Raw genomic sequence first — 24,658 nt, 5'->3', positions numbered from 1 at the left:
CAAAACGTCTGCCCGCTCTGTCCCGGTTAGCGCGCCGGCAAAAGCGCGTCCGGGATGTTCTGGTAGCAGACCGGGCGCAGGAAGCGGCGGATGGCGAGGGTTCCGACCGAAGTCGCGCCGAAGTTGGTGGACGCCGGATAGGGTCCGCCGTGAACCATCGCATCGGCCACTTCGACGCCGGTCGGGAAGCCGTTGGCCAGGACACGGCCGGCCTTGCGTTCCAGGATAGGCAACAGGCGCCGGGCAAGGTCCGTGTCGCCGTCGTCCATCTGCAGCGTGCAGGTGAGCTGACCGACCAGACTCCGTGCTATTTCCAGCAGTTGCGCCTCGTCCTTGACGCGCACGACGATGCCAAGCGGTCCGAAGACCTCTTCGCCGAGTTCCTCGTCGGCCAGCCATGCTTCGCCGCTGACCTCGAAGAGATACGGCGCGGCTTCACGGGTTTCGCAGGAGGTGCCGATCAGCTCGCGGACACCGGTCGAGCCGGATACCTTCCGGCTTCCGGAGCGGAACGCCTCGGCGATGCCGTCGGTGAGCATGGTCTGCGCGCCGATTTGCGAAAGCGCGTCCTTGGCCGTGTTGACGAACGCGTCCGCATCCGGTCCTTCGAGGACAAGCACGATGCCCGGATTGGTGCAGAACTGCCCTGCCCCCATGGTCAGCGAACCCGCCCAGCCCTTGGCGACCGCCTCGCCGCGAGCCCCCAGGGCCACGGGAAGAACGAACATCGGGTTGACCGAGCCAAGTTCTCCGAAGAACGGGATCGGCACCGGACGCTGGGCGCACAGATCGAACAGGGCACGTCCGCCGCGCAACGAGCCGGTAAAGCCGACGGCCGTGATCAGCGGATGCTGGACCAGTGCCTGGCCGACATCGTAGCCGTTGCCCTGGATGAAGGAGAACACGCCGGGATGCAGTCCGCAGGACTTCACGGCGGCGGCAATGGCTTCGGCAACGATTTCGCCGGTTCCGGGATGAGCCGGATGGCCCCTGACGACGACCGGGCAGCCGGCGGCCAGAGCCGACGCGGTGTCGCCTCCGGCGGTGGAAAAGGCAAGCGGGAAATTGGACGCGCCGAAGACGGCCACAGGCCCGATCGGCCGCTGCACCAGCTTCAGGTCCGGACGCGGCAGGGGCTGTCGGTCCGGCAGCGCCCCGTCGTGACGCAGGTCCAGATAGTCGCCTTTCAGGATATGGCTGGCGAACAGACGGAGCTGACCGCTCGTGCGTCCGCGCTCGCCCTGAAGGCGGGCTTCGGGAAGACCGGTCTCCGATGTGCCGATGGCCGTGATCGCGTCCGCGCGCGCCTCGATTTCATCGGCGATAGCATTCAGGAACTTCGCCCGGTCCTCGCTGGAGGAATAACCGTAACTCCAGAAGGCTTCTTCCGCGGCCTTGCAGGCCGCATCGACGTCCTTGACGGTTCCGGAGGAGAAATCGAAGGACTGGCCGTGGGCCGGCTGGGAGCTGAAAGTGTTTTCGCTCGCGGCCCATTCGCCCGCGATAAGCTGCTTTCCGTGCGGCATAAAAGTCATGATAAACCTTCCGGTTTCAATAGGGTATCAATAGTGGAACGGTGCGGTGACGACCCGCTTTCCAAGGGAAAAGGCGTCACAGACGTGAATCATCGGTGAGAGATCCATATCGCTTTCGCCAGCTTTTACCAAGGCCGCCATGCGGGCATAGAGGTTGGCATATTCATGATTTGCGCCCTGTTTGACAAGGGCTCCGTCGATCTCCAGCCGTTCGCCGCCAAGCGACAGCCGGGCGCTGCCGCGATCCGTGTCGATTTCGATGTTCCAGGTCTGCGGACCCTCCTGCCGCCAATCGAAATCGGCGGTCATCGGGGCACCGGAGGGATCGGCGAATTCGAGCCGGGCGGCTATCGGCGTGTCGCGGTTTTCCGGGAACTCCAGCGTCGCGCCGGACAGGTGCACCGGATGGGGCAGAATTTCCGTCAGGATCGAGAGCGCGTTGATGCCCGGATCGAAGACACCCATTCCGCCGGGCTCCCAGATCCATTCCTGTCCCGGATGCCAGAGGCGGACATCTTCCTTCCAGGTTATCGTGAGCTTCTTCAGGGTCCGCTCCGCCAGCCAGGCCTTCAGATCCGGAACGCAATCGGCATGGCGCGAATGCCAGGTCGCGAAGATTGTCACGCCGTTTTCCTTCGCCAGCGCTTCAAGCGCGTAGCACTCGGCAAGGCTCTGGCCCGGAGGTTTTTCCAGCATGACATTCCTGCCGGCCCTGAGCGCCGCCGCGGCATAGGCAAAGCGCGGTTGCGGCGGGATTGCGAGCGACACTGTGGTGATGTCCGGACGGGTTTCCAGCAGGGCGTCCAGCGTCTCGAAATGATCGATGCCCTCGACTGTGGCATGGCGGCTGACAGCCGCTTCCAGTGACCAGTCGGGGTTTGCCCCGATCGCGGGGATATGCTGGTCGCGGGCAATCTTTCCGATGCCCACCAGCGCCAGTTTTTCAGCCATCAATGAGAGTCCTTTGGTACCGCGGACCCGCGGCATCCTTTCAGGAAGTCGAAGTCGGCACCGGTGTCGGCGCCTTGAACATGATCGTGGAACAGGCGTGCGTATCCACTGTCGGGTACGTGGTGGGACGGTGTCCACTCGTCAAGCCTGCGGGCAAGGTCCTCTTGTGAAACCCCCAGATGGAGCTTCCTGTTCGGAACGTCCAGCTCGATCATGTCACCCGTGCGCACCACGGCCAGGGGGCCGCCGGCGGCCGCTTCCGGCGAAGTGTGCAGGACGACCGTGCCATAGGCCGTGCCGGACATGCGCGCGTCGGAGATCCGCACCATATCGGTGATGCCCTTTTTCAGCACTTTCGGCGGCAGGCCCATGTTGCCGACCTCGGACATGCCGGGATAGCCCTTGGGTCCGCAGTTCTTCAGGACCATGATGCAGGTCTCGTCGATGTCGAGCGCGTCGTCATCGATGCGGGCCTTGTAGTCGTCGATATCCTCGAAGACGACCGCCCTGCCCCGATGCCGCAGCAGATGCGGCGAAGCCGCCGAGGGTTTCAGAACGGCTCCATGAGGAGCGAGGTTGCCTTTCAGGACGGCAATGCCGCCCTGCTGGGTCAAAGCTTTCTCCACGGGGAGAATGACATCCTCGTTCCAGTTCCTGGCGTTCTTTACCTGATCCCAGATCGCCTCGCCGGCGACGGTGATGGCGTCCTTGTTGAGCATGCCCGCTTCGCCAAGGCGCTTGATCACGACCGGCAGTCCGCCGGCATAGAAAAACTCCTCCATCAGGTACTTGCCGGAGGGCATCAGGTTGACGACGGTCGGAACATCCCGGCCGAGCTTGTCCCAGTCCTCAAGCGACAGATCCACGCCCACCCGGCCGGCAATCGCCAGCAGATGGATGACGGCGTTCGTCGATCCGCCGATGGCGCCGTTGGTGCGGATGGCGTTTTCAAACGCCTGCCGGGTCAGGATGTCCGACGGCTTGAGGTCGTCCTTGACCATCTGGACGATCCGGCGGCCGGAGAGATGCGCCATGACGCGGCGGCGGCTGTCGACGGCGGGAATGGCCGCGTTGCCGGACAGCGCCATGCCGAGCGCTTCGGCCATGGAAGCCATGGTGGAGGCCGTGCCCATCGTGTTGCATGAGCCGGGTGACCGGCTCATGGCCGCTTCCGCCTCCAGGAACTCCTCCTGAGTCATTTCCCCGGCCTTGACCGCCTCGGAGAATTTCCACAGATGGGTGCCCGACCCGACGCGCTCGCCCTGGAACCAGCCGTTGAGCATTGGACCGCCAGTGACCACGATGGCCGGCAGGTCGACGGACGCGGCACCCATGAGAAGCGACGGGGTTGTCTTGTCGCAGCCGACCAGAAGCACGACGCCATCGAGCGGCGTGCCGCGAAGGGCTTCCTCCACGTCCATGCTGGCGAGGTTGCGGAACATCATTGCCGTGGGACGCAGCGTGCTTTCGCCGGTCGAGAAGACGGGAAACTCGACGGGAAATCCCCCCGCCTCGTAAATTCCGTGTTTCACCCGCTCGGCCAGATCCCTCAGATGAGCGTTGCAGGGTGTAAGCTGGGACCAGGTGTTGCAGATGCCGATCACCGGGCGGCCGTCGAACAGGTCGTCCGGAAGCCCCTGGTTCTTCATCCAGCTGCGATGATAGATGTGGTCGCGGCTGGTGCCGCCGAACCATTCCGCCGACCGCAGCTTGCGGGGCCATTTCGCCGGTTTGAAGCTCATGATCTAAAGAACTTTCACTTGCGTGGCCGCCGTCTCCGCAGGCTGGAAGGTCAGCCGGTTCTTGAGCGGAACGCCGAAGCCCGGCGCGGAAATTTCGACCTCGTCACCGTCCCGGCAGGAAATGCCGTCGGCGAAGGACAGTGTCGCCGTGCCGAACATGTGAACGTGAATGTCACCCGGCTGGCGGAAGACGCCATATTTGAAATGATGGTGTTCCAGATTTGCCAGAGTGTGGGACATGTTTGCCTCACCCGAGAGGAACGGCTTTTCCCACAGGACCTTGCCGTCGCGGAGGATACGGCTGGTGCCGTTGACGCTTTCCGGCAGGGATCCGACCAGAAGCTCGGGACCGAAGGACGCCGGGCGCAACTTGGAATGCGCCAGATAGAGATAGTTCCGCCGCTCCATCACATGGTCGGAAAACTCGTTGGCGAGCGCGAAACCGACCCGGAACGGCGTAGCGTCATCGGCGATGAAATAGATTCCGGCGATTTCCGGTTCCTCGCCGCCGTCCTCGCAAAATCCCGGACTGACCAGATCGCCGCCGGGCGCGACGGCACACGCGCCGTTACCCTTGTAGAACCACTCCGGCTGCACGCCGACCCTGCCGCCTTCCGGCCGTCCGCCTTCAAGCCCCATGCGGAACATCTTCATGGAATCGGAGACATTGGCATCCTCTTCCCCGGTGCCGGTCTTGGCGTGCATGGCATCGCGCGTCGCCGCGGAGCCAAGATGGGTGAGACCGGTGCCGGTCAGATGCAGGTGGGCGGCATCTGGATGCGTGATCGGCAGCAGGAGGCGTTTTTCCTCCGCCAGCTTTTCCAGGTCGACCGCCTTGCCGAGCTCATGACCGCGAATGCATTCCGCCAGGCTCTGACCCTTGCCGATCGCCTCCCGGACAAGCTCATAGGTCGATCCGGCACCTTTCAGGATGCAGGCCTCGCTGCCATCGCGGACGACAACAGCCAGCTTGCCGCGCTCATCCAGTATTTGGGAAATCAGCATCCTCTTATCCCTGCTTGTTCTTGTTGTAGACGTCGAAAATCACGGCGGCGAGCAGCACCAGGCCCTTGATCATCTGCTGGTAGTCGATACCGATGCCCATGATCGACATTCCGTTGTTGAGCACGCCCATCAGGAAGGCCCCGACCACGGCGCCGATGATCGTCCCGACACCGCCGGACATGGACGCCCCGCCGATGAAGACCGCGGCGATCACATCCAGTTCAAGCGCGAAGCCGGCTTTTGGCGTCGCGGTGTTGAGACGGGCCGCGAACACAAGACCGGCGGCGGCGGCCAGAACGCCCATGTTGGCGAAGGCCAGGAAGGTGAGCCGCTCGGTCTTGATGCCGGACAGCTTGGCGGCCTTCTGGTTGCCGCCAAGCGCATAGATCCGCCGGCCCACTGTGGTGGTCTCGGTGATGAAGGCATAGATCACCGTCAGGACCCCCATGGTGATCAGCACATTCGGCAGCCCCCGGAACAGGGAGAGCTTGTACATGACAAAGATCAGCGCCGCGGCGATGATGGTTGTGCGGGCGATGAAGAAGCTTTTCGGCTCGTCCTCGATGCCGTAGGCCTTGTTCTGGGCCCGCTGGCGCAGACCGATCCAGACAACCAGCGCGGCGGCGGCAATTCCCGTCGCCAGCGCCAGGACATTCACCTTGCGCGCGCCGAGCAAATCCGCGAGCCATTCCCCCAGACCGGCCGGAAAGATATCCGGCACGAAGCCGGTTGCGATCAACTGGAACTCCTTGGGGAACGGGCCGACCGACTGGCCTTCCAGAAGCAACAGCGACAGGCCGCGGAACACCAGCATGCCGGCGAGCGTCACGATGAAGGACGGGATTTTCCAGTAGGCGACCCAATAGCCCTGGGCCGCGCCGATAAGACCGCCCGCGACCAGGCAAATGAGGATCGTAAGAATTACCGGCTGGTCGAGCTCGACGATCAACACCGCGGCCAGGGCGCCGATGAACCCCATCACGGACCCGACGGACAGGTCGATATTGCCGGAGACGATGACGACCAGCATGCCCAGCGCCATGATGATGATGTAGGAATTCTGCAGCAGCAGGTTGGTGACGTTCACCGCGCGCAGCAGCGTGCCGTCGGTGACGACCTGGAAGAAGAACATCACCGCGATCAGCGCGAAGAGCAGACCGTATTGCCGCAGATGCGCGGAAATATACGCGCCGATGCCTTTGGTCCTTACGTCCGGCGCCGCTTTGGTGTCGCTTTCAGCCACTTCCATTGAGTTCACTCTTTCATTCGTTGACGATGAGCGACATGATGCGCTCCTGGCTCGCATCGCCGACGGCAAGTTCGCCGACAAGAGCCCCTTCATTCATGACGTAGATCCGGTCGCACATGCCGAGCAGTTCCGGCATCTCCGACGAGATCATGACCACGCCCTTCCCTTCGGCGGCGAGGTCGTTGATGATGGAATAGATTTCGTATTTCGCACCGACATCGATGCCTCGCGTCGGCTCGTCCAGGATCAGGACTTCCGGCGCGGTGAACAGCCATTTCGCCAGAACCACCTTTTGCTGGTTTCCGCCCGACAGATTGACCGTTTTCTGAAACACCGACGGGGTCCGGATCGCCAGCGCCTTGCGGTATCTTTCCGCGACCCTGGTTTCCTCGTTGCGGTTCAGCACGGAGCCGGAAGAAACGCCGTCCAGATTGGCAAGCGTCGTGTTGAACCGGATGGTTTCGTCCAGCACCAGCCCAAGCGCCTTGCGGTCCTCCGTCACATAGGAAATCCCTGCGGCAATCGCCCTGTCCACGGTGCTGACATCCACCGGCTTGCCATTGAGCCTGACGGCGCCGGAAATGTTGCGGCCGTAGGAGCGGCCGAAGATCGACATGGCAAGCTCGGTCCGGCCGGAACCCATCAGGCCAGCGATGCCGACGACTTCTCCCGCGCGCACATTGAAGGAGGCGTCGCGGATGACCTGACGCCCGGCGTGTTCGGGATGCCAGACATTCCAGTCCTCGACCTCCAGAAGCATCTTGCCGGGTGTGCGCTTGTGATCCGGGAAGCGATGGGTCATGTCCCGGCCGACCATGTCGCGGACGATCTCGTTCTCGCTGAGACCCGCCTTGGCGTCCAGCTTGGAGACCGTCATGCCGTCGCGAATGACCGTCACGCTGTCGGCCACGTAACGGACCTCGTTCAGCTTGTGGGAGATGATGATGCAGGTGACACCCTGCGCCTTCAGTTCCAGCATCAGGTCGAGCAGCTTGCGGCTGTCGTTTTCCTGCAGCGCGGCTGTCGGTTCGTCCAGAATGAGCAGCTTGACGTCCTTGGAGAGCGCCTTGGCGATTTCGACGAGCTGCTGCTTGCCGACGCCGATATTGTCGACCTTGGTCGTTGGAGCCTCCACAAGGCCGACCTTGGCGAGGAGTTCGTCGGTGCGCCGGTTGGTCCGGCGCCAGTCGATCACGCCGTTCGACGCGCATTCGTTGCCCAGGAAGATGTTCTCCGCGATGGAGAGCTGCGGCACGAGGGCCAGTTCCTGGTGGATGATGATGATGCCCTGTTTCTCGCTGTCCGAAATGCCGGCAAACCGAGCCGGCTTGTCGTCGAACAGAATGTCGCCGTCATAATCGCCGTGGGCGTAAACCCCCGACAGGATTTTCATGAGCGTCGATTTTCCCGCGCCGTTCTCGCCGACGACAGCGTGGATCTCGCCCTTTTGAACATCCAGATTGACGCGATCCAGCGCTTTCACGCCCGGAAAGGTCTTGCTGATGTTCTGCATGGAAAGGAGTGCCATGGACCCCGATCTCCGAATTCCGAAAAAATCCACCCGCAGATCCGGTTGTCCCGGGTTCGATCAGCTTCCTTCATTCCCGGGTCTGCGCGGGAATGAAGGAGTGACCGGATCTGCGGGCGGGAGGTGCTGCTTGGAAAGTCTTGTTTATTTGACCTGGTCAGCCGTGTAGTAACCGCTGCCGATCAGGATCTCTTCCCAGTTGCTTGCATCGACCGCGACCGGCTCCAGCAGGTAGGAGGGCACGATCTTGACACCGTTGTTGTAGGTCTTGGTGTCGTTGATTTCCGGCTCGCCGCCTTCCAGCAGCGCGTCGACCATGCCGACCGTCACGCGGGCAAGTTCCCGCGTGTCCTTGAAGACGGTGGAATACTGCTCGCCGGCGAGAATGGATTTCACGGACGGAACTTCCGCGTCCTGACCGGTGACAATCGGCATTTTCTGGTCGCCGGAGCCATAGCCGACGCCCTTCAGGGACGACAGGATGCCGATGGACAGGCCATCATACGGGCTCAGGGCGCCATGCAGCGTCTTGTCGGTGTAGTGGGCGGACAGGAGATTATCCATGCGGGACTGAGCTACCGCGCCGTCCCAGCGCAGGGTGCCGACCGTGTCCATGCCGGTCTGGCCGGACTGGATGACGATGGTGCCGTCATCGATCAGCGGCTGGAGAACCGACATGGCGCCGTCATAGAAGAAATAGGCGTTGTTGTCGTCCGGGGAACCGCCAAACAATTCAACATTGTAAGGACCGTCGCCGAAGCGCTCCTTCAGGCCTCCGACCAGAGAGGTCGCCTGCTGAACGCCCACCTTGAAATTGTCGAAGGTCGCGTAATAGTCGACATCGCCGCTATCGCGGATCAGCCGGTCATAGGCGATGACCTTGATGCCGGCAGCGGCTGCATTTTCCAGCGCATTGGAAAGCGTGGTGCCGTCGATCGCCGCGATCACCAGCACATCCGCACCCTTGGTGATCATGTTTTCGATCTGGGCCAGCTGGTTCGGAATGTCGTCTTCGGCGTACTGCAGATCGGTGGTGTAGCCGGCTTCGGTGAACTGCTCGACCATGGAGTTGCCGTCGGAGATCCAGCGGGCCGAGGATTTGGTCGGCATTGCGATACCGATGGTGCCCTTGTCCTGCGCCATCACGGCACCGGACATGAGAGTTGCCACGGCCGCAGCCGCGACCAGAGCCTTGGAAACAAACTTCATATTTTCCTCCCAGGCCGGTTTCCGACCGGCCACAAAACTTATTTCAGGCATGTACTGATGATGCCGCGGCTACAGATGCGAGAAAAACAACATGACGGTCAAATTATTATTCATTATCCTTACATACCGATACCGGTATAAATTTGACGTTCTTTGAAGTGAGCCATCATGAGCCTGGATCTGCTGCGTCGCGGTCTGAAAATATCGCACCTGCGCCTGCTCGCCGAACTGGCCCGGCAATCGCGGCTGACCAACGCCGCTACCGCGATCGGCATCACCCAACCGGCGGCCTCCCGGCTGATTTCGGAAATCGAACGGATAACGGAAGCCGCCGTCTATGTGCGCAGCGGCCGGGGTATCGAGCTGACCGAAGTGGGCCGGAAGCTAGCGGAACGTTGCGTGCGTATATTGCAGGAACTTGACGATGCGGGCCGGGACATCGACCAGCACATGTCCGGCCAGAGCGGACATGTCAGCATCGGCTCGGTTACCGGACCGGCCATCGAATATGTCCTGCCCGCACTGCGCCATATCCGGCTCAGTTATCCGGACATCTCGATTTCCGTCGATGTCGCTCCCAGCCGGGACCTTGCGCCGAAACTCGAGGACGGCCGGCTGGATTTCTCCCTGAGCCGGGTCCCGGTGGATGAGGACCCCGCCCTCTTCGAGGAGCGGCCGCTTCTCAGGGAACCGGCCTCGATCATCGCCCGCATCGATCACCCGCTGACACGAACCGACACCCCCATTCCCGCGCAAGCCCTGCTCGGTTTCGACTGGGTTCTGCCCCCGGCCGGCGCACCGATCCGGGCGACGGCGGAACAGGCACTGCGGGACAAGGGGCTGACCCTGCCCTCGAGAGTGCTGACCACGTCCTCCTTCCTGTTCACTCTTGCGACCGTGCAGAGGACCAATGCCATCGCTCCTGTGGCCCAGTCCGTCGCCAGAAGTTTCGCCGAGGGTGCGGACGGCACACCCGGATCTCTCACCGAACTTCAAAGCGACCTGCCGCTGTCCGTGGAGACTTACTCTTTCCTGACCCGCAAGGGTCAGGTGCTGACGCCGGTGGCACAGGTCGTTGCGCGCGAGGTGCTGAGGGCGGTCGGTGAGAAAGGGAATCCTGGTTGAGAACGCGAGCGTGGCAGTAGGTATTTGAAATATATTTTGTTTCGACCCCGGCCGTGGCACGGTAGGACTGACGCTTGAACCGGGGTATGCCGCGCTGGAATGTCCGTATACAGCTTTGAGGGAACCCAGGTCTTATCCACCCCGGATGTCCAGGGCGTCCGCTCGCCGCGCGGGAAGCGGACCCACACGCCGAAACGGAAAACGCCCCGATGCATGACCCCCGGAAAGACATGAGCGAAGAAAATCCGGGGGGTACGGTGGTGAAGGGCTACAGCCTGGCCGGAATGCTGATCGGCCCGGCTGCCGCGCTGGCGATGCTGGTACTTCCCGTTCCCGCGGGATTGACATTCCAGGGCTGGGCGACTGCCGCGATTGCCGTCTGGATGGGGATCTGGTGGGCGACCGAGGCCCTGCCGGTGGCCGTGACGGCCCTGTTGCCGCTTTTGTTCTTTCCCCTGTTCGACATCTCCGATTTCGGTCAGACAGCCGCCCCCTTCGCCAATCCGCTGATATTTCTGTTTCTCGGTGGCTTCCTGATTTCGCTCGCGATGCAGCGATGGAACCTCCACCGCCGCATCGCGCTTCATATCCTGTCGGTCGTCGGCAGCAGCCCGTCCGCGCTCATTGGCGGCGTGATGGCGGCAACCGCATTTTTGAGCATGTGGATCAGCAACACAGCCACCGCCATGATGATGATGCCGCTGGCCGTGTCCCTGACATCAGTCCTGACGGATGCGGGACAACGCGAGAAGTCAGGCATCTCGTCCGCGCTTCTGCTGGCCGTTGCCTATTCCGCATCGATAGGCGGACTGGCCACCCTCGTCGGCTCGCCGCCCAATGCCCTGCTCGCCGCATATATGGAGCAACGCCACGGCATTCATGTCGGCTTCATGGACTGGATGGTGATCGCGCTCCCGGTGGTTCTGGCGATGTTGCCGATCACCTGGTTCCTCCTCACCAGGGTGGATTTTCACCTGGAAGACACCTCTTCCCAGGCGGGATCTGAGGTCATAAGGCAGGAACTGGACAAAATGGGCCCGGTGAGCGCCGCGGAAAAACGGGTCGCGGCGGTATTCGCGCTCGTCGCGGCGCTCTGGATCTTCAATCCCCTGACCGCCGACTTGACCGGGCTGTCCGGTCTTCATGACGCAGGCATTGCAGTTTCCGGCGCGCTGCTGCTGTTTCTGATCCCCTCCGGCACACATGCGCGTGTCTTTCTGCTCGACTGGAATTGGGCGAAGCGGGCTCCCTGGGATATTCTCATCCTGTTCGGCGGCGGCCTGAGCCTGGCTCAGGCGGTGGACAAGACCGGTCTTGCCTCGTGGATCGGCAACGGCCTGTCCTTTTTTGAAACCTGGCCGGTTTTCGCTCTTGTGCTGGCCGTCTCGCTGCTCGTCATCTTTCTGACCGAGCTCACCAGCAACACGGCGACGACCGCCGCTTTCCTGCCGGTCGTGGGGGCTGTTGCCATGCAGGCCGGCCTGGATCCGCTGTTCCTGGCCGCGCCGGCCGCCATGGCCGCGTCCTGCGCCTTCATGCTTCCCGTGGCGACGCCTCCGAATGCCATCGTTTTCGGAACCGGGCAGGTCAGCATTCCTCAAATGATGCGGGCGGGCTTTCTGGTGAACCTGGCGGCTGTCGCGGTGATCGCTTTGGTCTCCACAATGACTGCCGGCAGCGGATAGCTCAGTCAGGAGACGGACGAAACAAGCGCGCTGTCGCGAGTTCTCACAACTTGCAATCACAATTTGCAAAAGTCGGCTGATTGACTTTACGTTGTCCAGGTCAACATACGGCAGCAGCGCGATTCAGATCCGGTTTACAGCCTAGTCCCGTGGAGAAACATGACCGATTCAAATGGTATCAAACGGCGGGATTTCCTCGCTCAATCAACAGCCGCCCTGGCTCTGACCGGTCTGGCCTTTCTGCCCAAACCGGCGATTGCGCAATCCGGCTCCGCCGAGCCAGCTCCTGAAGGCGCCACACCCGCACGGGTGCGGGTCTATCCGGCCATCGGGATCTGCCGGGTCGGAGGCAGCCCGCGCTGGTTTCTGGCCCCCGAGGTCCCTGGCCTGCCGCCAAAGCCGGAAGGCGGTTTCAAGGATGGCGACCGGCAGATCAAGAAACAGGTGCAGAGGTTCCGGATCTACGCCTTTGACGATCAGGACCGGGTGATCGGCGAGATCAAGGCCGATGACGCGACGATCGACTGGCAGGTGCGTTTGGCCAACACCAAGGCCGCCTGGTACGGGTTCAACAATCCACTGGACAACGGCGAGGCCGCGCCAGGTCTGCCAGGACAGATGCGAAACCAGTATTTTGTCGACGATGAGGCGCGTGAAGCCAATCTCGTCATCGACGGTGGTCTGAAGGAAATTTCAGGCAAGGACACCAATGAAGGTGGCGGCAATCCCGCCTATCGTTTCGAGGGAACGTTCTGGGGACGCTATCCGGTCGCTCTGGGTGAGCTGCGAACCGATGCGGACGGACGCCTGCTCGTGTTCCCACCGAATGGGGTCTCGTCCTCGCCAACCAATGCTCCTATTTCCAGTTTTGCCGACAATGACGGGTGGTACGATGACTGGTGTGACGGTCCCGTCACCGCAACCGTTACGCTCGCGGACGGGCGGAAACTTGTAGCCGAGCCAAGCTGGGTTGCCAGTGTCGGACCAAATTTCGCCCCTGAAATTCCTTCGATCACAACACTTTACGATACGATTCAAAACCTGAATGTCGCCCGGGGCTGGACGCCTTCACCGGCCTTGCCGCTGTCTTTCCGGCGTGACATTTACCCTACTTTCCGCCGTGTCGCACTGATGGACTGGCTGACAAATGCAGCCCTGCACCGGTCCGGATGGCTCGACGTCGATTTCTCGGCGCCGGGCTTCGCTGAAAAACTGGCCGATCCCTCGCCGGAGAACGAAGCCTTTCGCAAGAAGATTTTCAGCCTGTTTCGGAATCCGGATAACATGGGTCCGGACGCCTTCAAGGAAGAACGCCTCAAGATTCCCTATATGCTTGGAGACGGTGTCAATTACGACGGCAGCCCTCTTCAGTGGTTTCAGTTCCCGGCCCTGCAATATGACGCCTTGAAGGCCTGGGCGGCTGGCGACTTTCGCAACGATCTCGACGATCCGCAATATGATGCCATCGAAACGCTGGACGATATCCCGCTTGAGCAGCAGCCGGCCGCACTGACGGAAGCCGCGCTTGAACCCTGTTCGGGCGGAGGGTTTCATCCCGGTGTCGAGCTGAGCTACTATCTGCGCCTCGCACCGATGTATGCCCGCCACACCGACAATACCGCCGAGCCGTTCCGGCTTGCCCATGGCAACCGGCCGAAGCTGGTGCAGACGATCGGCCGGCTCCTGACACTGGAAAAGGCGTCAGAAGGAGGCAATGGCGCGCCGCCGCCAATCGGACCGCAATCGGCCGGAGACCTGACCCGATGGATGGGTTTGCCCTGGCAATGCGATGCCTTCAGCTGCCAGCAGGTTCTCATGCAGGAAAACTTGCCGACCGCGGTCTGGTGGCCCGCCCTGCTGCCGATCGATGTATTGCCGGAAGAATATTATCTGCAGGTCATGCGTCCGGACCTGCCGGAACAGGACCGGCTCAAGTTTCTGAACAGCAGGGTTGCCTGGTCCCGCGGTGTGGCAGGCATCGGCTATCATGCCAACGCCAGCTATTGGGACGGCATAACCAACATGATCACGCTATGGGAGCGCATGGGCTTCGTGGTGAGGAAACCGGCACCGGAGGATCCGGGCCGGCCGGAGGGCGTGCCGGACGAGTTGTATGTGGAGACCGGCCGGGCCGAGATGGAATTCCGGTTCAACTGGTCACCGGCTGACGGCATGTTGCCCGAATAGGTATGGCAGATCATCATCGGATCGCAGTGGTCGGGGCGGGTATCGCAGGCGCCGCCTGCTGCCTCAGGCTGACGCAGATCGGCTTCCGGCCCCTGTGGATCGCGCCCGCCGAACCGGTGCGGGACAAGCCCGGCGAGTTGCTGTCCGCCGCCGCCCGGCCGCTTCTTGCGGCCCTGGATGCGGAAGGACTTCTTTCAGCGAGCGCGCACCGGCCCGCGCACAGCATGTTTTCCGCCTGGGGCAGCGACAGTCTGGCTGAACGCAGCAGCATCGTGCATCTGGAGGGACCGCAGACTGTTTTGCACCGCGCGGTTTTCGAACGCGCCCTGACCGGTCTTGCGGCTCAGGGAACGGAGCTCGTCCGGGAACCCCTGCTACGCTGCGCTCCGGAAGGGCAGGGATGGCGGCTTGAATGCGAAAACCGCAAGGTATCCTGCGATCTGGCCATCGATGCCAGCGGCCGGAAGGCCGTCCTGGTCCGCGACCGGGCCACCCGGTTCCGCGCCGACCGGCTTGCTGCGCTTTACGGGTTTCTGGAACAGGACCCCGGCTCGGATGTGGAGCCGACACCGGCAACGCTGGTTGAGGCCGTGCCCGATGGCTGGTTCTACGCCACATGTCTTGCCGACGGCCGTCTTGCCCTGAATTTTTACACCGACGCGGACCTTATGCGCGACGCCTCCGGCGGAAAGGAACCGGCCTGGGAAGCCGTTCTGAGATCCTCGATATCCGTGCGGCGATGGATCGAAGAGGCCGGTTTCCGGCTGCCGGAAAAACCGATGCTCGCCAGCGCCGCCACCACCTGGTTCGCGCCATGCGCCGGGGCCACCTGGCTGGCCGTCGGCGATGCAGCCGCCGCCTTCGATCCGCTGTCCTCGCACGGCATGACCTCGGCGCTGTGGACAGGAATTCAGGGAGCTCAGGCCGCCGCGGCAAGGCTCGGGGGAGATCCGCATGCACCGGATATCTATGCGCGGCGCGTCGCCAATGGCGTTCAGGAATTTCTGACCGGCCGCAGGCGCATCTATGCGCAGGAAACGCGCTTTTTGGACAGTGCATTCTGGCAAAGACGGCAGCAGCCTGAGGAGACCGTTCCCGTGTAAGGAGAGAAGCGCAGCTTGCGCATGGGTTTGCTGATCAACGGCTATCGTTGCGGCTCGGCGAGGCTGCTGCGAAGGTCTTCCGCCGCACGGTTCAAATGCGCCAGCGCCGTCCCGGCTGCTTTGCCCGAAAGGCGCGCCGCCGGGCCGAAGACCGACAGGCCGGTGATCATCCGGCCGCTGCCGCTGAAAAGGGGAACGGCGACCGCGTGGAGCGTGTCTTCCCGTTCGCCCCGGTTTTCGGCAAATCCGTCGCGGCGGACCTGTTCAAGCTCCGCGCGCAGCGCGTCCTCGCCAGTGATGGTCGCGCCGGTAAATGCCCTGCGCTCGACCCGTTTGAAATAGGCGTCCAGGTCCTTGTCCGGCAGATGCGCCAGCCAGAGCTTGCCGTGCGCGGTGCACCAGGCTTCGAGTTCCGAGCCGACCCGGATATCGACCAGCACGGGCCGGTCGGGAACGGCCCGCGCGATGCAGACCACCTTGTCCGAGCGGAACAGGGTTGCCATGGAGGCTTCACCAAGACGGTCCGTCAGCGCGTTCAGGGCCGGCTGCAGGAGACCCGCGAGCGACCCGCCGTCAAGCAGCCGTTCCGCCAGGCCGGCGAACAGGAACCCCAGCCGGTAGCGGCCGCGCTCAACGGCGATGAGCGCGCCGACATGCTCCAGCGTCTTGAGGAAACGGTGCGCGGTGACGGCATTCACGCCCAGTTCGGCCATCACGTCGGCAGCGGAGATGACCGTCCGGTCCGCGTTGAAAAGCTTCAGGATTTCAAAGGCCTTCACTACGGAACCGTTGATCTGCGCCACCATCGCCTGTTGAGCCTGCTTTCCTGGTCCGCGAACGGGACTGTTGACGGATGAAGTCAGTTATTTCAATATAAGATATATGAATTACTATTATAGTAATAATGGAGAATGTCAAGATGGCGGCAGGTCCGAAGTCCAAAGTGCAGCAGACGGAAACCGCGAATGCGGCAGGCAAGGCCGGCCCGGCGAGGATGACATGCGGAGGCGCGCTTCTTTCCCGGCTGAAAGCGCTCGGGATCGATTACATCTTCGCCAATTCGGGCACCGACTTCCCGCCGATCATCGAGGGCCTCGCGGAAGCTGCCGCGAGCGGCATAGACCTGCCGGAAAGCCTGGTCATTCCGCATGAATCGGCCGCCATGGGCATGGCGCACGGCTATTACCTGGCAACCAGCAAGACGGCGGCGGTGATGGCGCACACCAATGTCGGCCTTGCCAACTGCGCCATCGGCGCGATCAACGCGGCGACAGAGCATGTTCCGGTTCTGCTGTTTTCCGGGCGCACGCCGACGACGGAAAAGGGCCGGTTCGGATCGCGGACGGTGCCCATCGGCTGGGGCCAGGAGATGCGCGACCAGACCGCCCTGGTGCGCGAAGCCTCGAAATGGGATTACGAGCTACGGTTCCCCGAACAGGCGGTGGAGACCGCCGACCGGGCCAAGGCCATCGCGGAAACCGTGCCGCGCGGCCCTGTCTATGTCAGCCTGCCGCGCGAGGTGCTGTGCGAGCCGACAGGCACGGAGCAACTCGATCTTCCGCCGCTCATGCGCCCTGCCCGTCCCGGCCTGAGCGAGGCGGATTTCGAGACCGCGGCGACTTGGCTCGCGGAAGCGGAAAATCCGGTCATCTTCGCCCAGCACGGCGCCGGTGGCCCGGACGGTTTTGCCGCACTCGGTGAACTGGCGGAAAAATGGGGCATACCCGTGTGCCAGTACTGGGCCGTGCAATGCGCGATCGACAGCGACCATCCCATGGCGGCGGCGGCCCCGCCCGCCCCGCTTCTGGAAAAGGCCGACGTCATTCTGGTGATCGACTGCCTCGCCCCCTGGGCGCCGGACGCCCACGGCCCGCGTCCGGGAGCGAAAGTCATTCATCTTGGCCAGGATCCGCTCTTCAGCCGCGTCCCGGTGCGCAACTTCCAGTGCGATCTGGCCCTCGCGGCGGACGTGGAGCCCGGCCTGCTGGCCCTGAAGAAGAAACTCGAGGCATTCACCCCGTCAGGGCGTGAGGAAACAAGGCGCAAATTCTGGGCGGAAACAAACGCCGGCTCCCGCAAGAAGGCCATCGCATCCGCAAAGGCCGGCGAACGGGACCCGATGACAAAAAGCTGGGTCAGCCTTTGCCTGTCCGAAGCGCTTGCAGGCCGGGACGCGTCCGTTCTGTCCGAACTGGGCTGCCCGATGGACGCCATGTCCCTCACCCATTCGAAGGCCTGGTACCAGGAGCCGCATTCCGGCGGGCTGGGCTGGTCTTTCCCGGCGGCGCTCGGCATGAAGATCGGCGCGCCGGAGCGCACTATTGTGGCCACCATGGGCGACGGCTCCTACATCTTTTCCAATCCGGTCGCCTGCCACCAGATCGCCGAAGCCCACCGGCTTCCCATCCTGCTCGTCATCCTCAACAACGCGGAATGGGGCGCGGTCCGGCAGTCTGTGCTCGGCCTTTATCCGGACGGCCATGCCGCCCGTAGCAATCAGGTCCCCCTGACGGGCCTCTCGCCTGTGCCCGACTTCGCGATGATCGCCCGGGCAAGCCGCGCCCACGCCCAGCGCGTCGAGCACGGCGCGGACCTGCCGGGGGCCATCGAGGCGGCACTGAAGCATATCGACGATCAGGGGACGCTGGCGCTGCTGGATGTTCAGGTGGCGCCATAAAGACGAAACGTACCGGAGAAACCCCCGGCGGCTGCCCGCGACGGACGAGCCCCGCACCCAGGTTCAGGTCTTGCCGAGAATTTTCAGAACGCTGTCCCTGTCGACCTTCTGGTTGGCAGTCATCGGGATCTCGTCGATCACTTCCAGGGTCGTGGGCACCATATACGCCGGGAGCTGCCGTCTGAGCGCTTCCAGCAGGTCCGCCTTCCGTAGTTCCGGCGATCCGGTCACAACCCCGACCAGGGAATATGTCCCGAGTTCGGGAACCGCCGTCACATAGGTGTTTTCAGCGCGTGGATACGCTCGAATGGCCGCGGCCACTTCGGACAGCTCGACCCGGTTTCCGCGTATCTTCACCTGATCGTCGATACGGCCCAAAAACACCAGGTTGCCGTCCGGGTTCCGCCTGGCAAGATCTCCGGTCTTGTAGACGCGCCGCCCGGGAAGTGCTGACAGGCTTGTGAATGCCTGGCGTGTCTGCTCGGGCAGGTTGACGTAGCCCGATGCCAGACCGGGGCCGGCCAGGTAGAGTTCTCCCTCACGGCCATCTTCGATCACGTTTGCGCCGCCATCGACGACATAGGCTTCCATATCGCCCATGGGACGGCCGATCGGCACCGAACCCCCGATGTCGGTTTCGGGATCGAATGTATGAGTTATGCAGCCGACCGTGGCCTCCGTCGGCCCGTATTCGTTGACGATCTCGGCATCCGGGCCAAGACGCTCCTGGACCTTCTCGGCAAGCGAAGCCGCCAGGTCTTCACCCCCGACGATCAACCTGCGGAGACTGGAGCTGTCGTCAATCATGGTGGACAGCAGAAAAAGGTATGAAGGCGTTATCTTGATGATATTTATCGAATAATCATCAACGATTTCCTGAATGGCCATCGGGTTGTTTACCCCATCGACGACGGCAATCGACGCCCCGCGCATAAGCGGCGGGAATATGCAGGTGACCGTGAAATCGAAGGCCAGCGTGGAATAAAGCGCGATTCTGTCATCTTCGGCATCGAAATACGTCCGGCTGGCCCACAAACAGTAATTCAACAGGTTTTCATGAGTGATCTCGACGCCTTTCGGCCGTCCTGTCGATCCGGACGTATAAAGTATGTAAGCCAGTCCCTTTCCGGATGAACGCGGCGTGACCGCCGGCGAGCCTTCAGCGATCTCCTCCAGACAGATCTTGCCGATCGTCACGCCGGACACGACACCCGCATATTCATCGCTGAACAGGACGAACCTTGAACCGCTGTCTTGAATAATAAAATTGACGCGAATATCGGGAGTGCGCGGATCAATCGGGACGTAAACCGCTCCGATCTTGAGAATTGCAAGTACGGATGCAATCAGATCCAGGTTATGAAACAGGACAACACAGATCCTGGTGCCTTCGCCGCAGCCGGCCTCCAGAAGACTTGCGGCAATGTCGTCCACTCTGCGTGCGAGATCGCCGTAGGAATAGTCGAAACCCTCGCATGTGACGGCTATATTTTCCCGGTAAGCGCAAAAAGACAAGTCAATACAATCATATACGCTTTCTGGCCGCAGGTTTGATGCAGCAACGGCACTCTTCGTTCTGTTTTCCGGATAATCCTTGTTGGCTTCCATTGAAGTCACGGTCACGCGCTACCAGAGATTGGATTAAATTCAGATGCAGCTATAGCTTGTTTTCATTTCTTGCAAAAGCCATTTCAGGTAAAATTGCCGGCAGATACCGCCAGCTAAAGCGTGCCGCGTTAAATTGAATTCAGGAAATCGCCCGAACGCATTTGCAATGCAAACGCTGCCTCGGGCGTCTTCCTGAAACCATGAATCCGCTTAAACGCGACATGCTATAGGCCAGATCAATTCGCGATCATCCAAACCCAGCCTGCTACAGAAGCAACGCCGGCGCATCCGCCTACGCGCAGAACTACCTGGCACGGCGTATTTCAAATGAAAATCTGAAGGGGAAGTGGTGCCCAGAGCCGGAATCGAACCAGCGACACGCGGATTTTCAATCCGCTGCTCTACCAACTGAGCTATCTGGGCGTGCCTTGCGAAGCGTCCGGAACGGTATCCGTTCGCTGAAAGCCCGGTTCTTATAGAGGCTCGCCATGACCTTGTCCAGCGCCCCGGCAAAGTTTTTTGCCGGTTCGCGGCAAGGCAACAGGGAAAAACGTCTCCAGCGGTTAAATGTCTGAAAAACAATAATTTTCTCATCGCGTCGATACCGTTGACAGCTTCGCTCCGGCAAGGCCGCAACAGTGAGCGATGGCACCGCGAACCAGCCGTCTTGAAAGTCGCCGGACAAGGCGGTCTCAAGCGCGCCGCCGTGGCGGCGCGCTTTCGTGATTTGGGACGTTTCCGGCCGGCCGCAGACTTACTTCACGGTGATGCGGTCGTCGGTATAGGCCGTGTAGCCGTTCTGGGCAGCGAGATATTCGGAGACCACATCGGCCAGGTCCGGACCGAAATCATAGGCGTTCATGCCGTTGGTCTCGAAAATGTCGTAACCGTCGCCACCGCCGCGCATGTAGTTGTTGGAGACGACGCCGTAGACCTTTTCCGGATCGAGCGGCACGAAGCTGTCACCCTCCTGGACCATCACATCGGAGATCCGCTCGCCTGCCGGTTTGGCGGCGTCGAAGCTGTATTTCAGGCCGGCGACCTGCGGGAAACGGCCGGCGCCTTCTTCCACCTGGCTCACGCCGTTTTCAAGGGCGGCGATCACGTCAGATCCCTTGAGTTCGAAGGTGGACAGCGTGTTCTGGAACGGCAGGACCGTGAGAACTTCCCCCATGGTGATTTCACCGCCATCGATGGCGGCGCGCAGACCGCCACCGTTCTGGACGGCGATCTGGACACCCTGGTCCTTCACACGCTCCAGCATGGCATCGGCGACCAGAACGCCCATTTCGCAGACCTTGGCCCGGCAGACTTCCCGGTCGGCGCCGATCGGCGCCGTGGCCTGGGCAACGACTTTCTGACGGATTTCGTCAAGTGGTTCGGCCAGCGCCTTGATGCGGGCGACCAGTTCCGGATTTTCAACGACCTGTCCATCGATGATGATCGGCTCGCCGGCGGCTTCGGTGATGACACCGTTGTCGTCGAAGGTCACGTTCAGTTCGCCCAGGAACTTGCCATAGGCGTAGGCCTGGACGATGGCGGTCGGCGTGCCGTCCGGTCCGTCGATCATGGTCGGATAGGGGCCTTCGGCCTTGTCCGACGTGTTGGACAGATAAGTGTTGGAATGGCCGCCGACGATAACGTCGATGCCCGGCGCCCCGGCGGCGACTTTCTGGTCGACCTTGTAGCCGGAGTGGCTGAGGACGATGATCTTGTTGACGCCTTCGGCCGCGAGCTTTTCAGCCTCCTTCGTCACCGCCTCGACCGGATCGGAGAAGGTGATGTTCGGGCCGGGACTGGCCAGTTCGTCGGTGTCCTGCGGTGTCAGGCCGATCAGGCCGATCTTCTCGCCGCCGCGCTCGATCACGATGGAGGGTTTGAGGACGTCGGCGAGCTGCGGTTCGCCGGACACATCCGCGTTGGACATGAGAACCGGAAAATCGACCGAATCCATGAAGCCGCGCAGGATTTCCGGGCCGTCGTCAAACTCATGGTTGCCAACGGTCATCGCGTCGTAACCGAGCTTGTTCATGAATTCGGCAGCGGCCTTGCCCTTGTAGTAGGTGTAGAACAGGGTGCCCTGGAACTGGTCGCCGCCATCGACAAGGATGGCGTTGTTGCTGGCCGCGCGGCGGTCCTTGATGACCGTATCCAGACGCGCGGTGCCGCCGAAGCATTTGCCTTCCGCGTTGTCTTCGGCGCTACAGCTCGAATCGTATTTGCTGATCGGCTCGATGCGGCTGTGAAAGTCGTTGGTGTGCAAGATCGTCAGAGAATAATCAGCAAAAGCTGCTGTCGACAGCGCTGTCGTCATGGACAGCACCGCGGCGCTCAGAAAACGTTTGTTCATCGGACCCTCGCCCTTCGGATTGGTTATCGTGCCGAGCCCGGAGGTCGTGTGCTCCGGCTCTCACCCCCCGCTTCCGCTCTGGACCCCTTGCCGGCTTGCCGCCGACTGGTGCGGCCAGGCAAACCACAACCGGGATCGAACGGACCGGGCCTGTCGGTGTAGAGCGATCTTGGTGCAGATTTATGACGGCTGCAAGTGACTTACGCAAAGTCAGGCCGATTGAAATTTAGCCATATAAATAAATTGCGCAATCAAGGGAGCCGTTTGCGCCCCGGCAGGATGGAAGGCGCGATGAAAGACGCTTGGGCGCGCCGGTCATTCGTCCGGAATATTACTGTCGTCAATATCGTCGGTTTCGACCACGGGAATGGAATAGCTTCCCGTGAACCAGCGGTTCATATCGATCTTGGCGCAACGGTCGGAGCAGAACGGGTAGTCGTCCGGCGTCGACAGTTTCGAACAGATCGGACAGGGACGCATGCGGCGCTGCGGTTTCTGGGATGTGGTCCCGGCCATGACGGCCTCCCCTTGTTTGTGTGACTGAGCGAATGGCCCGGCCGACGATCAGGCGGCGGCTGTCGCCCAGCCCTTGTGAACCGGATATCCGGCCGCGGCCAGCAGATACGCGGTCTCCACCAGCGGCAGCCCGACGACAGCGGGATAGGAGCCGACCAGCTTGACGACAAAGCTGCCCGCCAGGCCCTGGATTGCATAGCCCCCGGCCTTGCCGCGCCATTCACCGGAGGCGACGTAGTCGTCCATGTCCTTGCGCGACAGGCGCTTGAAGCGGACACGCGTCTCCACCAGCTTTGAGCGCACCTTGCCGTTGGCTTCAGCCACGGCAACGCCTGTGAAGACCCGGTGTCCCCTGCCGGACAGGAGCGACAGGCACATGAGCGCCTGATCCGTAAGCTCCGCTTTCGGAAGGGCCCGGCGGCCGACGGCGACGACCGTATCGGCGGCCAGAACCACACTGTCCCGCAGGCTGTCCGAAGCGTCGACCGTCTGACGGACGGCTTCGGCCTTCGAGCGGGCCAACCGCAGCGCGAGAGCGCGCGGCGTCTCATGCTTCTTCGGCGTCTCGTCGATATCGGCAGGCAGGAGATGATCCGGTTCCAGCCCGATCTGCTGCAGCAGCGCGAGGCGGCGCGGCGATGCGGAGGCCAGGATCAACTGAGGGGCATTCATCATGAAAACGCGAACCTTGCAGCCAGGGTCACCTTGCAATCCGCTTATTTGAAGCGGTAGGTGATCCGCCCCTTGGTGAGGTCATACGGGGTCATCTCGACGAGAACCTTGTCGCCCGCCAGAACGCGGATCCGGTTCTTGCGCATGCGCCCGGCTGTGTGGGCGATGATTTCGTGTTCATTTTCAAGTTTTACGCGGAACGTCGCGTTCGGCAACAGTTCTGTTACGACGCCCGGAAACTCCAGAGCTTCTTCTTTGGCCATTTGATATCCTGAATAAAGCGGGGCTGCCCGCGGGTGCGGGGGAAACTAGCGGATTAGGGACAGAAAGTGAACCTTTCTTTCCACCGCTCAACAAAGAAACATTGGCGTCCGCATTTCCCCTGCGTCGAATATGGGTCTTCAAGCCTTGTATGGAAGGCAAGGACCGCGCAATTGCGCCATTTGCCGCGTCGTTACAAGGCGCGAGGAAACCCGTTGCGTCCCGATCTGGAAACCAATTTCCGGCACGCCGGCAGTTCTCAGGCAGGTCAGCCGCTCGGCGGCGGGGCCCAGTCGAGGCGCTTCTTGATGCGCATCATCAGCTGATCCCTGACGGCCCTGTATTCGTTGAGAATCTGCTCGCGGCTGCCTGTCGCCATGGTCGGGTCGAGCGTCGGCCAGTATTCCACGTCGACGGCCTCGGTCCGGGTCATGTCGAGCGCCTTGTGGTGGGCTTCCGGGGCCAGGGTCACAACCAGATCGAACCCGGATTCGTCCAGCTGCTCGAATGTCCTCGGCTGGTGTTTGCTCATATCCACGCCGATCTCGGCCATGACCGCATCGACGAACGGGTCAATCTTGCCCTGGCGCACGCCGGCGGAACGTACATAGACCTGGTTCGGAAACAGTTTCCGCGTCAGGGCCTCGGCCATGGGCGAGCGTACGGAATTCATCCCGCAGGCGAACATTACCGCAGTCGGACGCAGGCCCGGCCCGGTCATGCCGGTCAACCCTTCCAGTGCAAGGCATAGACAAGCGTGAACAACCGCCGCGCGGTTTGCATGTCCACGTCGACCTTGCCCTCCAGCCGCTCCATGAGGACGGTAGAGCCCTCGTTGTGGACACCGCGCCGGCCCATGTCGATGGCCTCGATCTGGCTGGGCGTCGCATGGCGGATCGCCTCGTAATAGCTCTGGCAGATCAGGTCGTAGTCCTTGACGATCTTGCGCAGCGGCGACAGGGACAGGACGTGGGTGATGACCTCCTGCCCGTCTTCCGTCCTGATCGCGAAAATCAGTTTCTTTTCGATCACCGAGAGATTGAGGATGAACCTGGCGGACGGATGGCCCACCGGCTGGAACCTGTTTTCCTCGATCAGGTCGTAGATCGCGACCGCCCTGTCGTGCTCCACTTCCGGGGTCGAACGGGAAATGGAGGCTTCGTCAAGGATCACATCCACCAGCTTGCCGCCGGAGGCGCTCGGATCGGTGTCCGCTTGCGGTTCGCTCATGCTTCAAAAGCCTCTCTTACGTCCC

21 protein-coding genes and 1 tRNA gene are annotated in these 24,658 nt (G+C 62.0%); 5 read left to right on the top strand and 17 right to left on the bottom strand.

Annotated elements, in window-relative coordinates:
* Positions 1-26: 26 nt before the first annotated feature.
* From CLV41_RS09860 to chvE, 7 genes are all read right to left on the bottom strand, one after another.
* Positions 27-1,535, bottom strand: coding sequence for an aldehyde dehydrogenase (NADP(+)) (locus CLV41_RS09860; RefSeq protein ID WP_103222159.1), 1,509 nt, complete (start codon positions 1,533-1,535; stop codon positions 27-29).
* Positions 1,536-1,562: 27 nt separating this feature from the next.
* Entirely contained in the window at positions 1,563-2,486 is a 924-nt protein-coding gene (locus CLV41_RS09855) for a Gfo/Idh/MocA family protein (protein WP_103222357.1), read from the bottom strand.
* Positions 2,486-4,228 (bottom strand): L-arabinonate dehydratase, encoded by a 1,743-nt coding sequence (araD, locus tag CLV41_RS09850; RefSeq protein ID WP_103222158.1) that lies wholly within the window; start codon positions 4,226-4,228, stop codon positions 2,486-2,488. Before araD ends, CLV41_RS09855 begins: the two co-directional genes overlap by 1 nt.
* 3 nt (positions 4,229-4,231) lie before the next feature.
* Positions 4,232-5,233, bottom strand: a complete 1,002-nt coding sequence (gene araD1, locus CLV41_RS09845; RefSeq protein ID WP_103222157.1) for an AraD1 family protein — start codon at positions 5,231-5,233, stop codon at positions 4,232-4,234.
* Between the two features lie 4 nt (positions 5,234-5,237).
* A complete protein-coding gene (gene mmsB, locus CLV41_RS09840) occupies positions 5,238-6,482 on the bottom strand; it encodes a multiple monosaccharide ABC transporter permease (protein WP_103222156.1) in 1,245 nt (414 codons plus the stop codon).
* A gap of 13 nt (positions 6,483-6,495) precedes the next feature.
* Positions 6,496-8,010, bottom strand: a complete 1,515-nt coding sequence (mmsA, locus tag CLV41_RS09835) for a multiple monosaccharide ABC transporter ATP-binding protein (protein ID WP_103222155.1) — start codon at positions 8,008-8,010, stop codon at positions 6,496-6,498.
* A gap of 144 nt (positions 8,011-8,154) precedes the next feature.
* Positions 8,155-9,219: a multiple monosaccharide ABC transporter substrate-binding protein gene (chvE, locus tag CLV41_RS09830; RefSeq protein WP_103222356.1), complete on the bottom strand. Its 1,065-nt coding sequence runs from the start codon at positions 9,217-9,219 to the stop codon at positions 8,155-8,157.
* A gap of 168 nt (positions 9,220-9,387) precedes the next feature.
* On the opposite strand from chvE, the gene CLV41_RS09825 reads away from it, so the two are divergent.
* From CLV41_RS09825 to goxB, 4 genes are all read left to right on the top strand, one after another.
* Positions 9,388-10,344 (top strand): LysR substrate-binding domain-containing protein, encoded by a 957-nt coding sequence (locus tag CLV41_RS09825; protein WP_103222154.1) that lies wholly within the window; start codon positions 9,388-9,390, stop codon positions 10,342-10,344.
* A 230-nt stretch (positions 10,345-10,574) separates the two neighbouring features.
* Positions 10,575-12,029, top strand: a complete 1,455-nt coding sequence (locus CLV41_RS09820) for an SLC13 family permease (protein ID WP_103222355.1) — start codon at positions 10,575-10,577, stop codon at positions 12,027-12,029.
* Between the two features lie 159 nt (positions 12,030-12,188).
* A complete protein-coding gene (gene goxA / locus CLV41_RS09815; protein WP_103222153.1) occupies positions 12,189-14,216 on the top strand; it encodes a CTQ-dependent glycine oxidase GoxA in 2,028 nt (675 codons plus the stop codon).
* Positions 14,217-14,218: 2 nt separating this feature from the next.
* Positions 14,219-15,319 carry a glycine oxidase maturase GoxB gene (gene goxB, locus CLV41_RS09810; RefSeq protein ID WP_103222152.1) on the top strand — a complete coding sequence of 367 codons (1,101 nt, stop codon included), beginning with the start codon at positions 14,219-14,221 and terminating at the stop codon, positions 15,317-15,319.
* A 41-nt stretch (positions 15,320-15,360) separates the two neighbouring features.
* Here the strand turns inward: goxB and CLV41_RS09805 are convergent, their stop codons facing one another.
* A complete protein-coding gene (locus CLV41_RS09805) occupies positions 15,361-16,125 on the bottom strand; it encodes an IclR family transcriptional regulator (protein ID WP_103222151.1) in 765 nt (254 codons plus the stop codon).
* Positions 16,126-16,238: 113 nt separating this feature from the next.
* On the opposite strand from CLV41_RS09805, the gene CLV41_RS09800 reads away from it, so the two are divergent.
* On the top strand, positions 16,239-17,996 hold the full coding sequence (locus CLV41_RS09800; RefSeq protein ID WP_103222150.1) for a thiamine pyrophosphate-requiring protein: 1,758 nt from the start codon (positions 16,239-16,241) through the stop codon (positions 17,994-17,996).
* Positions 17,997-18,059: 63 nt separating this feature from the next.
* On the opposite strand, the gene CLV41_RS09795 is transcribed toward CLV41_RS09800, so the two are convergent.
* The 9 genes from CLV41_RS09795 to CLV41_RS09760 all read right to left on the bottom strand — a co-directional run bounded on the left by CLV41_RS09795 (position 18,060) and on the right by CLV41_RS09760 (position 24,633).
* Positions 18,060-19,511, bottom strand: a complete 1,452-nt coding sequence (locus tag CLV41_RS09795) for an amino acid adenylation domain-containing protein (protein WP_170107157.1) — start codon at positions 19,509-19,511, stop codon at positions 18,060-18,062.
* A gap of 440 nt (positions 19,512-19,951) precedes the next feature.
* Positions 19,952-20,027: transfer RNA gene (locus CLV41_RS09790), tRNA-Phe, on the bottom strand.
* Positions 19,993-20,289, bottom strand: coding sequence for a hypothetical protein (locus CLV41_RS27505; protein WP_146048543.1), 297 nt, complete (start codon positions 20,287-20,289; stop codon positions 19,993-19,995). Before CLV41_RS27505 ends, CLV41_RS09790 begins: the two co-directional genes overlap by 35 nt.
* Before the next feature lie 69 nt (positions 20,290-20,358).
* Positions 20,359-21,954: a bifunctional metallophosphatase/5'-nucleotidase gene (locus CLV41_RS09785; RefSeq protein ID WP_103222148.1), complete on the bottom strand. Its 1,596-nt coding sequence runs from the start codon at positions 21,952-21,954 to the stop codon at positions 20,359-20,361.
* 315 nt (positions 21,955-22,269) lie between these two features.
* Positions 22,270-22,470: a DNA gyrase inhibitor YacG gene (gene yacG / locus CLV41_RS09780; protein ID WP_103222147.1), complete on the bottom strand. Its 201-nt coding sequence runs from the start codon at positions 22,468-22,470 to the stop codon at positions 22,270-22,272.
* Positions 22,471-22,518: 48 nt separating this feature from the next.
* Positions 22,519-23,145 (bottom strand): Maf-like protein, encoded by a 627-nt coding sequence (locus CLV41_RS09775; RefSeq protein WP_103222146.1) that lies wholly within the window; start codon positions 23,143-23,145, stop codon positions 22,519-22,521.
* A gap of 41 nt (positions 23,146-23,186) precedes the next feature.
* On the bottom strand, positions 23,187-23,405 hold the full coding sequence (gene infA / locus CLV41_RS09770) for a translation initiation factor IF-1 (protein ID WP_068413114.1): 219 nt from the start codon (positions 23,403-23,405) through the stop codon (positions 23,187-23,189).
* A gap of 266 nt (positions 23,406-23,671) precedes the next feature.
* Complete coding sequence (locus CLV41_RS09765; RefSeq protein ID WP_103222145.1) at positions 23,672-24,124, bottom strand: arsenate-mycothiol transferase ArsC; 453 nt, start codon at positions 24,122-24,124, stop codon at positions 23,672-23,674.
* A 5-nt stretch (positions 24,125-24,129) separates the two neighbouring features.
* A complete protein-coding gene (locus CLV41_RS09760) occupies positions 24,130-24,633 on the bottom strand; it encodes a UPF0262 family protein (RefSeq protein ID WP_103222144.1) in 504 nt (167 codons plus the stop codon).
* Positions 24,634-24,658 lie beyond the last annotated feature (25 nt).

Origin of the sequence: Roseibium marinum (genome assembly GCF_002906165.1) — a bacterium.
Taxonomy (GTDB): Bacteria; Pseudomonadota; Alphaproteobacteria; order Rhizobiales; family Stappiaceae; genus Roseibium; species Roseibium marinum.
This window is presented reverse-complemented; position numbering and strand designations above follow the sequence as displayed.

Bases quoted from the DNA above. Each gene is read 5' to 3' on its own strand.
- CLV41_RS09860 (WP_103222159.1), bottom strand. From the start codon at position 1,535: ATGACTTTTATGCCGCACGGAAAGCAGCTTATCGCGGGCGAATGGGCC.
- CLV41_RS09855 (WP_103222357.1), bottom strand. From the start codon at position 2,486: ATGGCTGAAAAACTGGCGCTGGTGGGCATCGGAAAGATTGCCCGCGAC.
- araD (WP_103222158.1), bottom strand. From the start codon at position 4,228: ATGAGCTTCAAACCGGCGAAATGGCCCCGCAAGCTGCGGTCGGCGGAA.
- araD1 (WP_103222157.1), bottom strand. From the start codon at position 5,233: ATGCTGATTTCCCAAATACTGGATGAGCGCGGCAAGCTGGCTGTTGTC.
- mmsB (WP_103222156.1), bottom strand. From the start codon at position 6,482: ATGGAAGTGGCTGAAAGCGACACCAAAGCGGCGCCGGACGTAAGGACC.
- mmsA (WP_103222155.1), bottom strand. From the start codon at position 8,010: ATGGCACTCCTTTCCATGCAGAACATCAGCAAGACCTTTCCGGGCGTG.
- chvE (WP_103222356.1), bottom strand. From the start codon at position 9,219: ATGAAGTTTGTTTCCAAGGCTCTGGTCGCGGCTGCGGCCGTGGCAACT.
- CLV41_RS09825 (WP_103222154.1), top strand. From the start codon at position 9,388: ATGAGCCTGGATCTGCTGCGTCGCGGTCTGAAAATATCGCACCTGCGC.
- CLV41_RS09820 (WP_103222355.1), top strand. From the start codon at position 10,575: ATGAGCGAAGAAAATCCGGGGGGTACGGTGGTGAAGGGCTACAGCCTG.
- goxA (WP_103222153.1), top strand. From the start codon at position 12,189: ATGACCGATTCAAATGGTATCAAACGGCGGGATTTCCTCGCTCAATCA.
- goxB (WP_103222152.1), top strand. From the start codon at position 14,219: ATGGCAGATCATCATCGGATCGCAGTGGTCGGGGCGGGTATCGCAGGC.
- CLV41_RS09805 (WP_103222151.1), bottom strand. From the start codon at position 16,125: ATGGTGGCGCAGATCAACGGTTCCGTAGTGAAGGCCTTTGAAATCCTG.
- CLV41_RS09800 (WP_103222150.1), top strand. From the start codon at position 16,239: ATGGCGGCAGGTCCGAAGTCCAAAGTGCAGCAGACGGAAACCGCGAAT.
- CLV41_RS09785 (WP_103222148.1), bottom strand. From the start codon at position 21,954: ATGAACAAACGTTTTCTGAGCGCCGCGGTGCTGTCCATGACGACAGCG.
- yacG (WP_103222147.1), bottom strand. From the start codon at position 22,470: ATGGCCGGGACCACATCCCAGAAACCGCAGCGCCGCATGCGTCCCTGT.
- CLV41_RS09775 (WP_103222146.1), bottom strand. From the start codon at position 23,145: ATGATGAATGCCCCTCAGTTGATCCTGGCCTCCGCATCGCCGCGCCGC.
- infA (WP_068413114.1), bottom strand. From the start codon at position 23,405: ATGGCCAAAGAAGAAGCTCTGGAGTTTCCGGGCGTCGTAACAGAACTG.
- CLV41_RS09765 (WP_103222145.1), bottom strand. From the start codon at position 24,124: ATGACCGGGCCGGGCCTGCGTCCGACTGCGGTAATGTTCGCCTGCGGG.
- CLV41_RS09760 (WP_103222144.1), bottom strand. From the start codon at position 24,633: ATGAGCGAACCGCAAGCGGACACCGATCCGAGCGCCTCCGGCGGCAAG.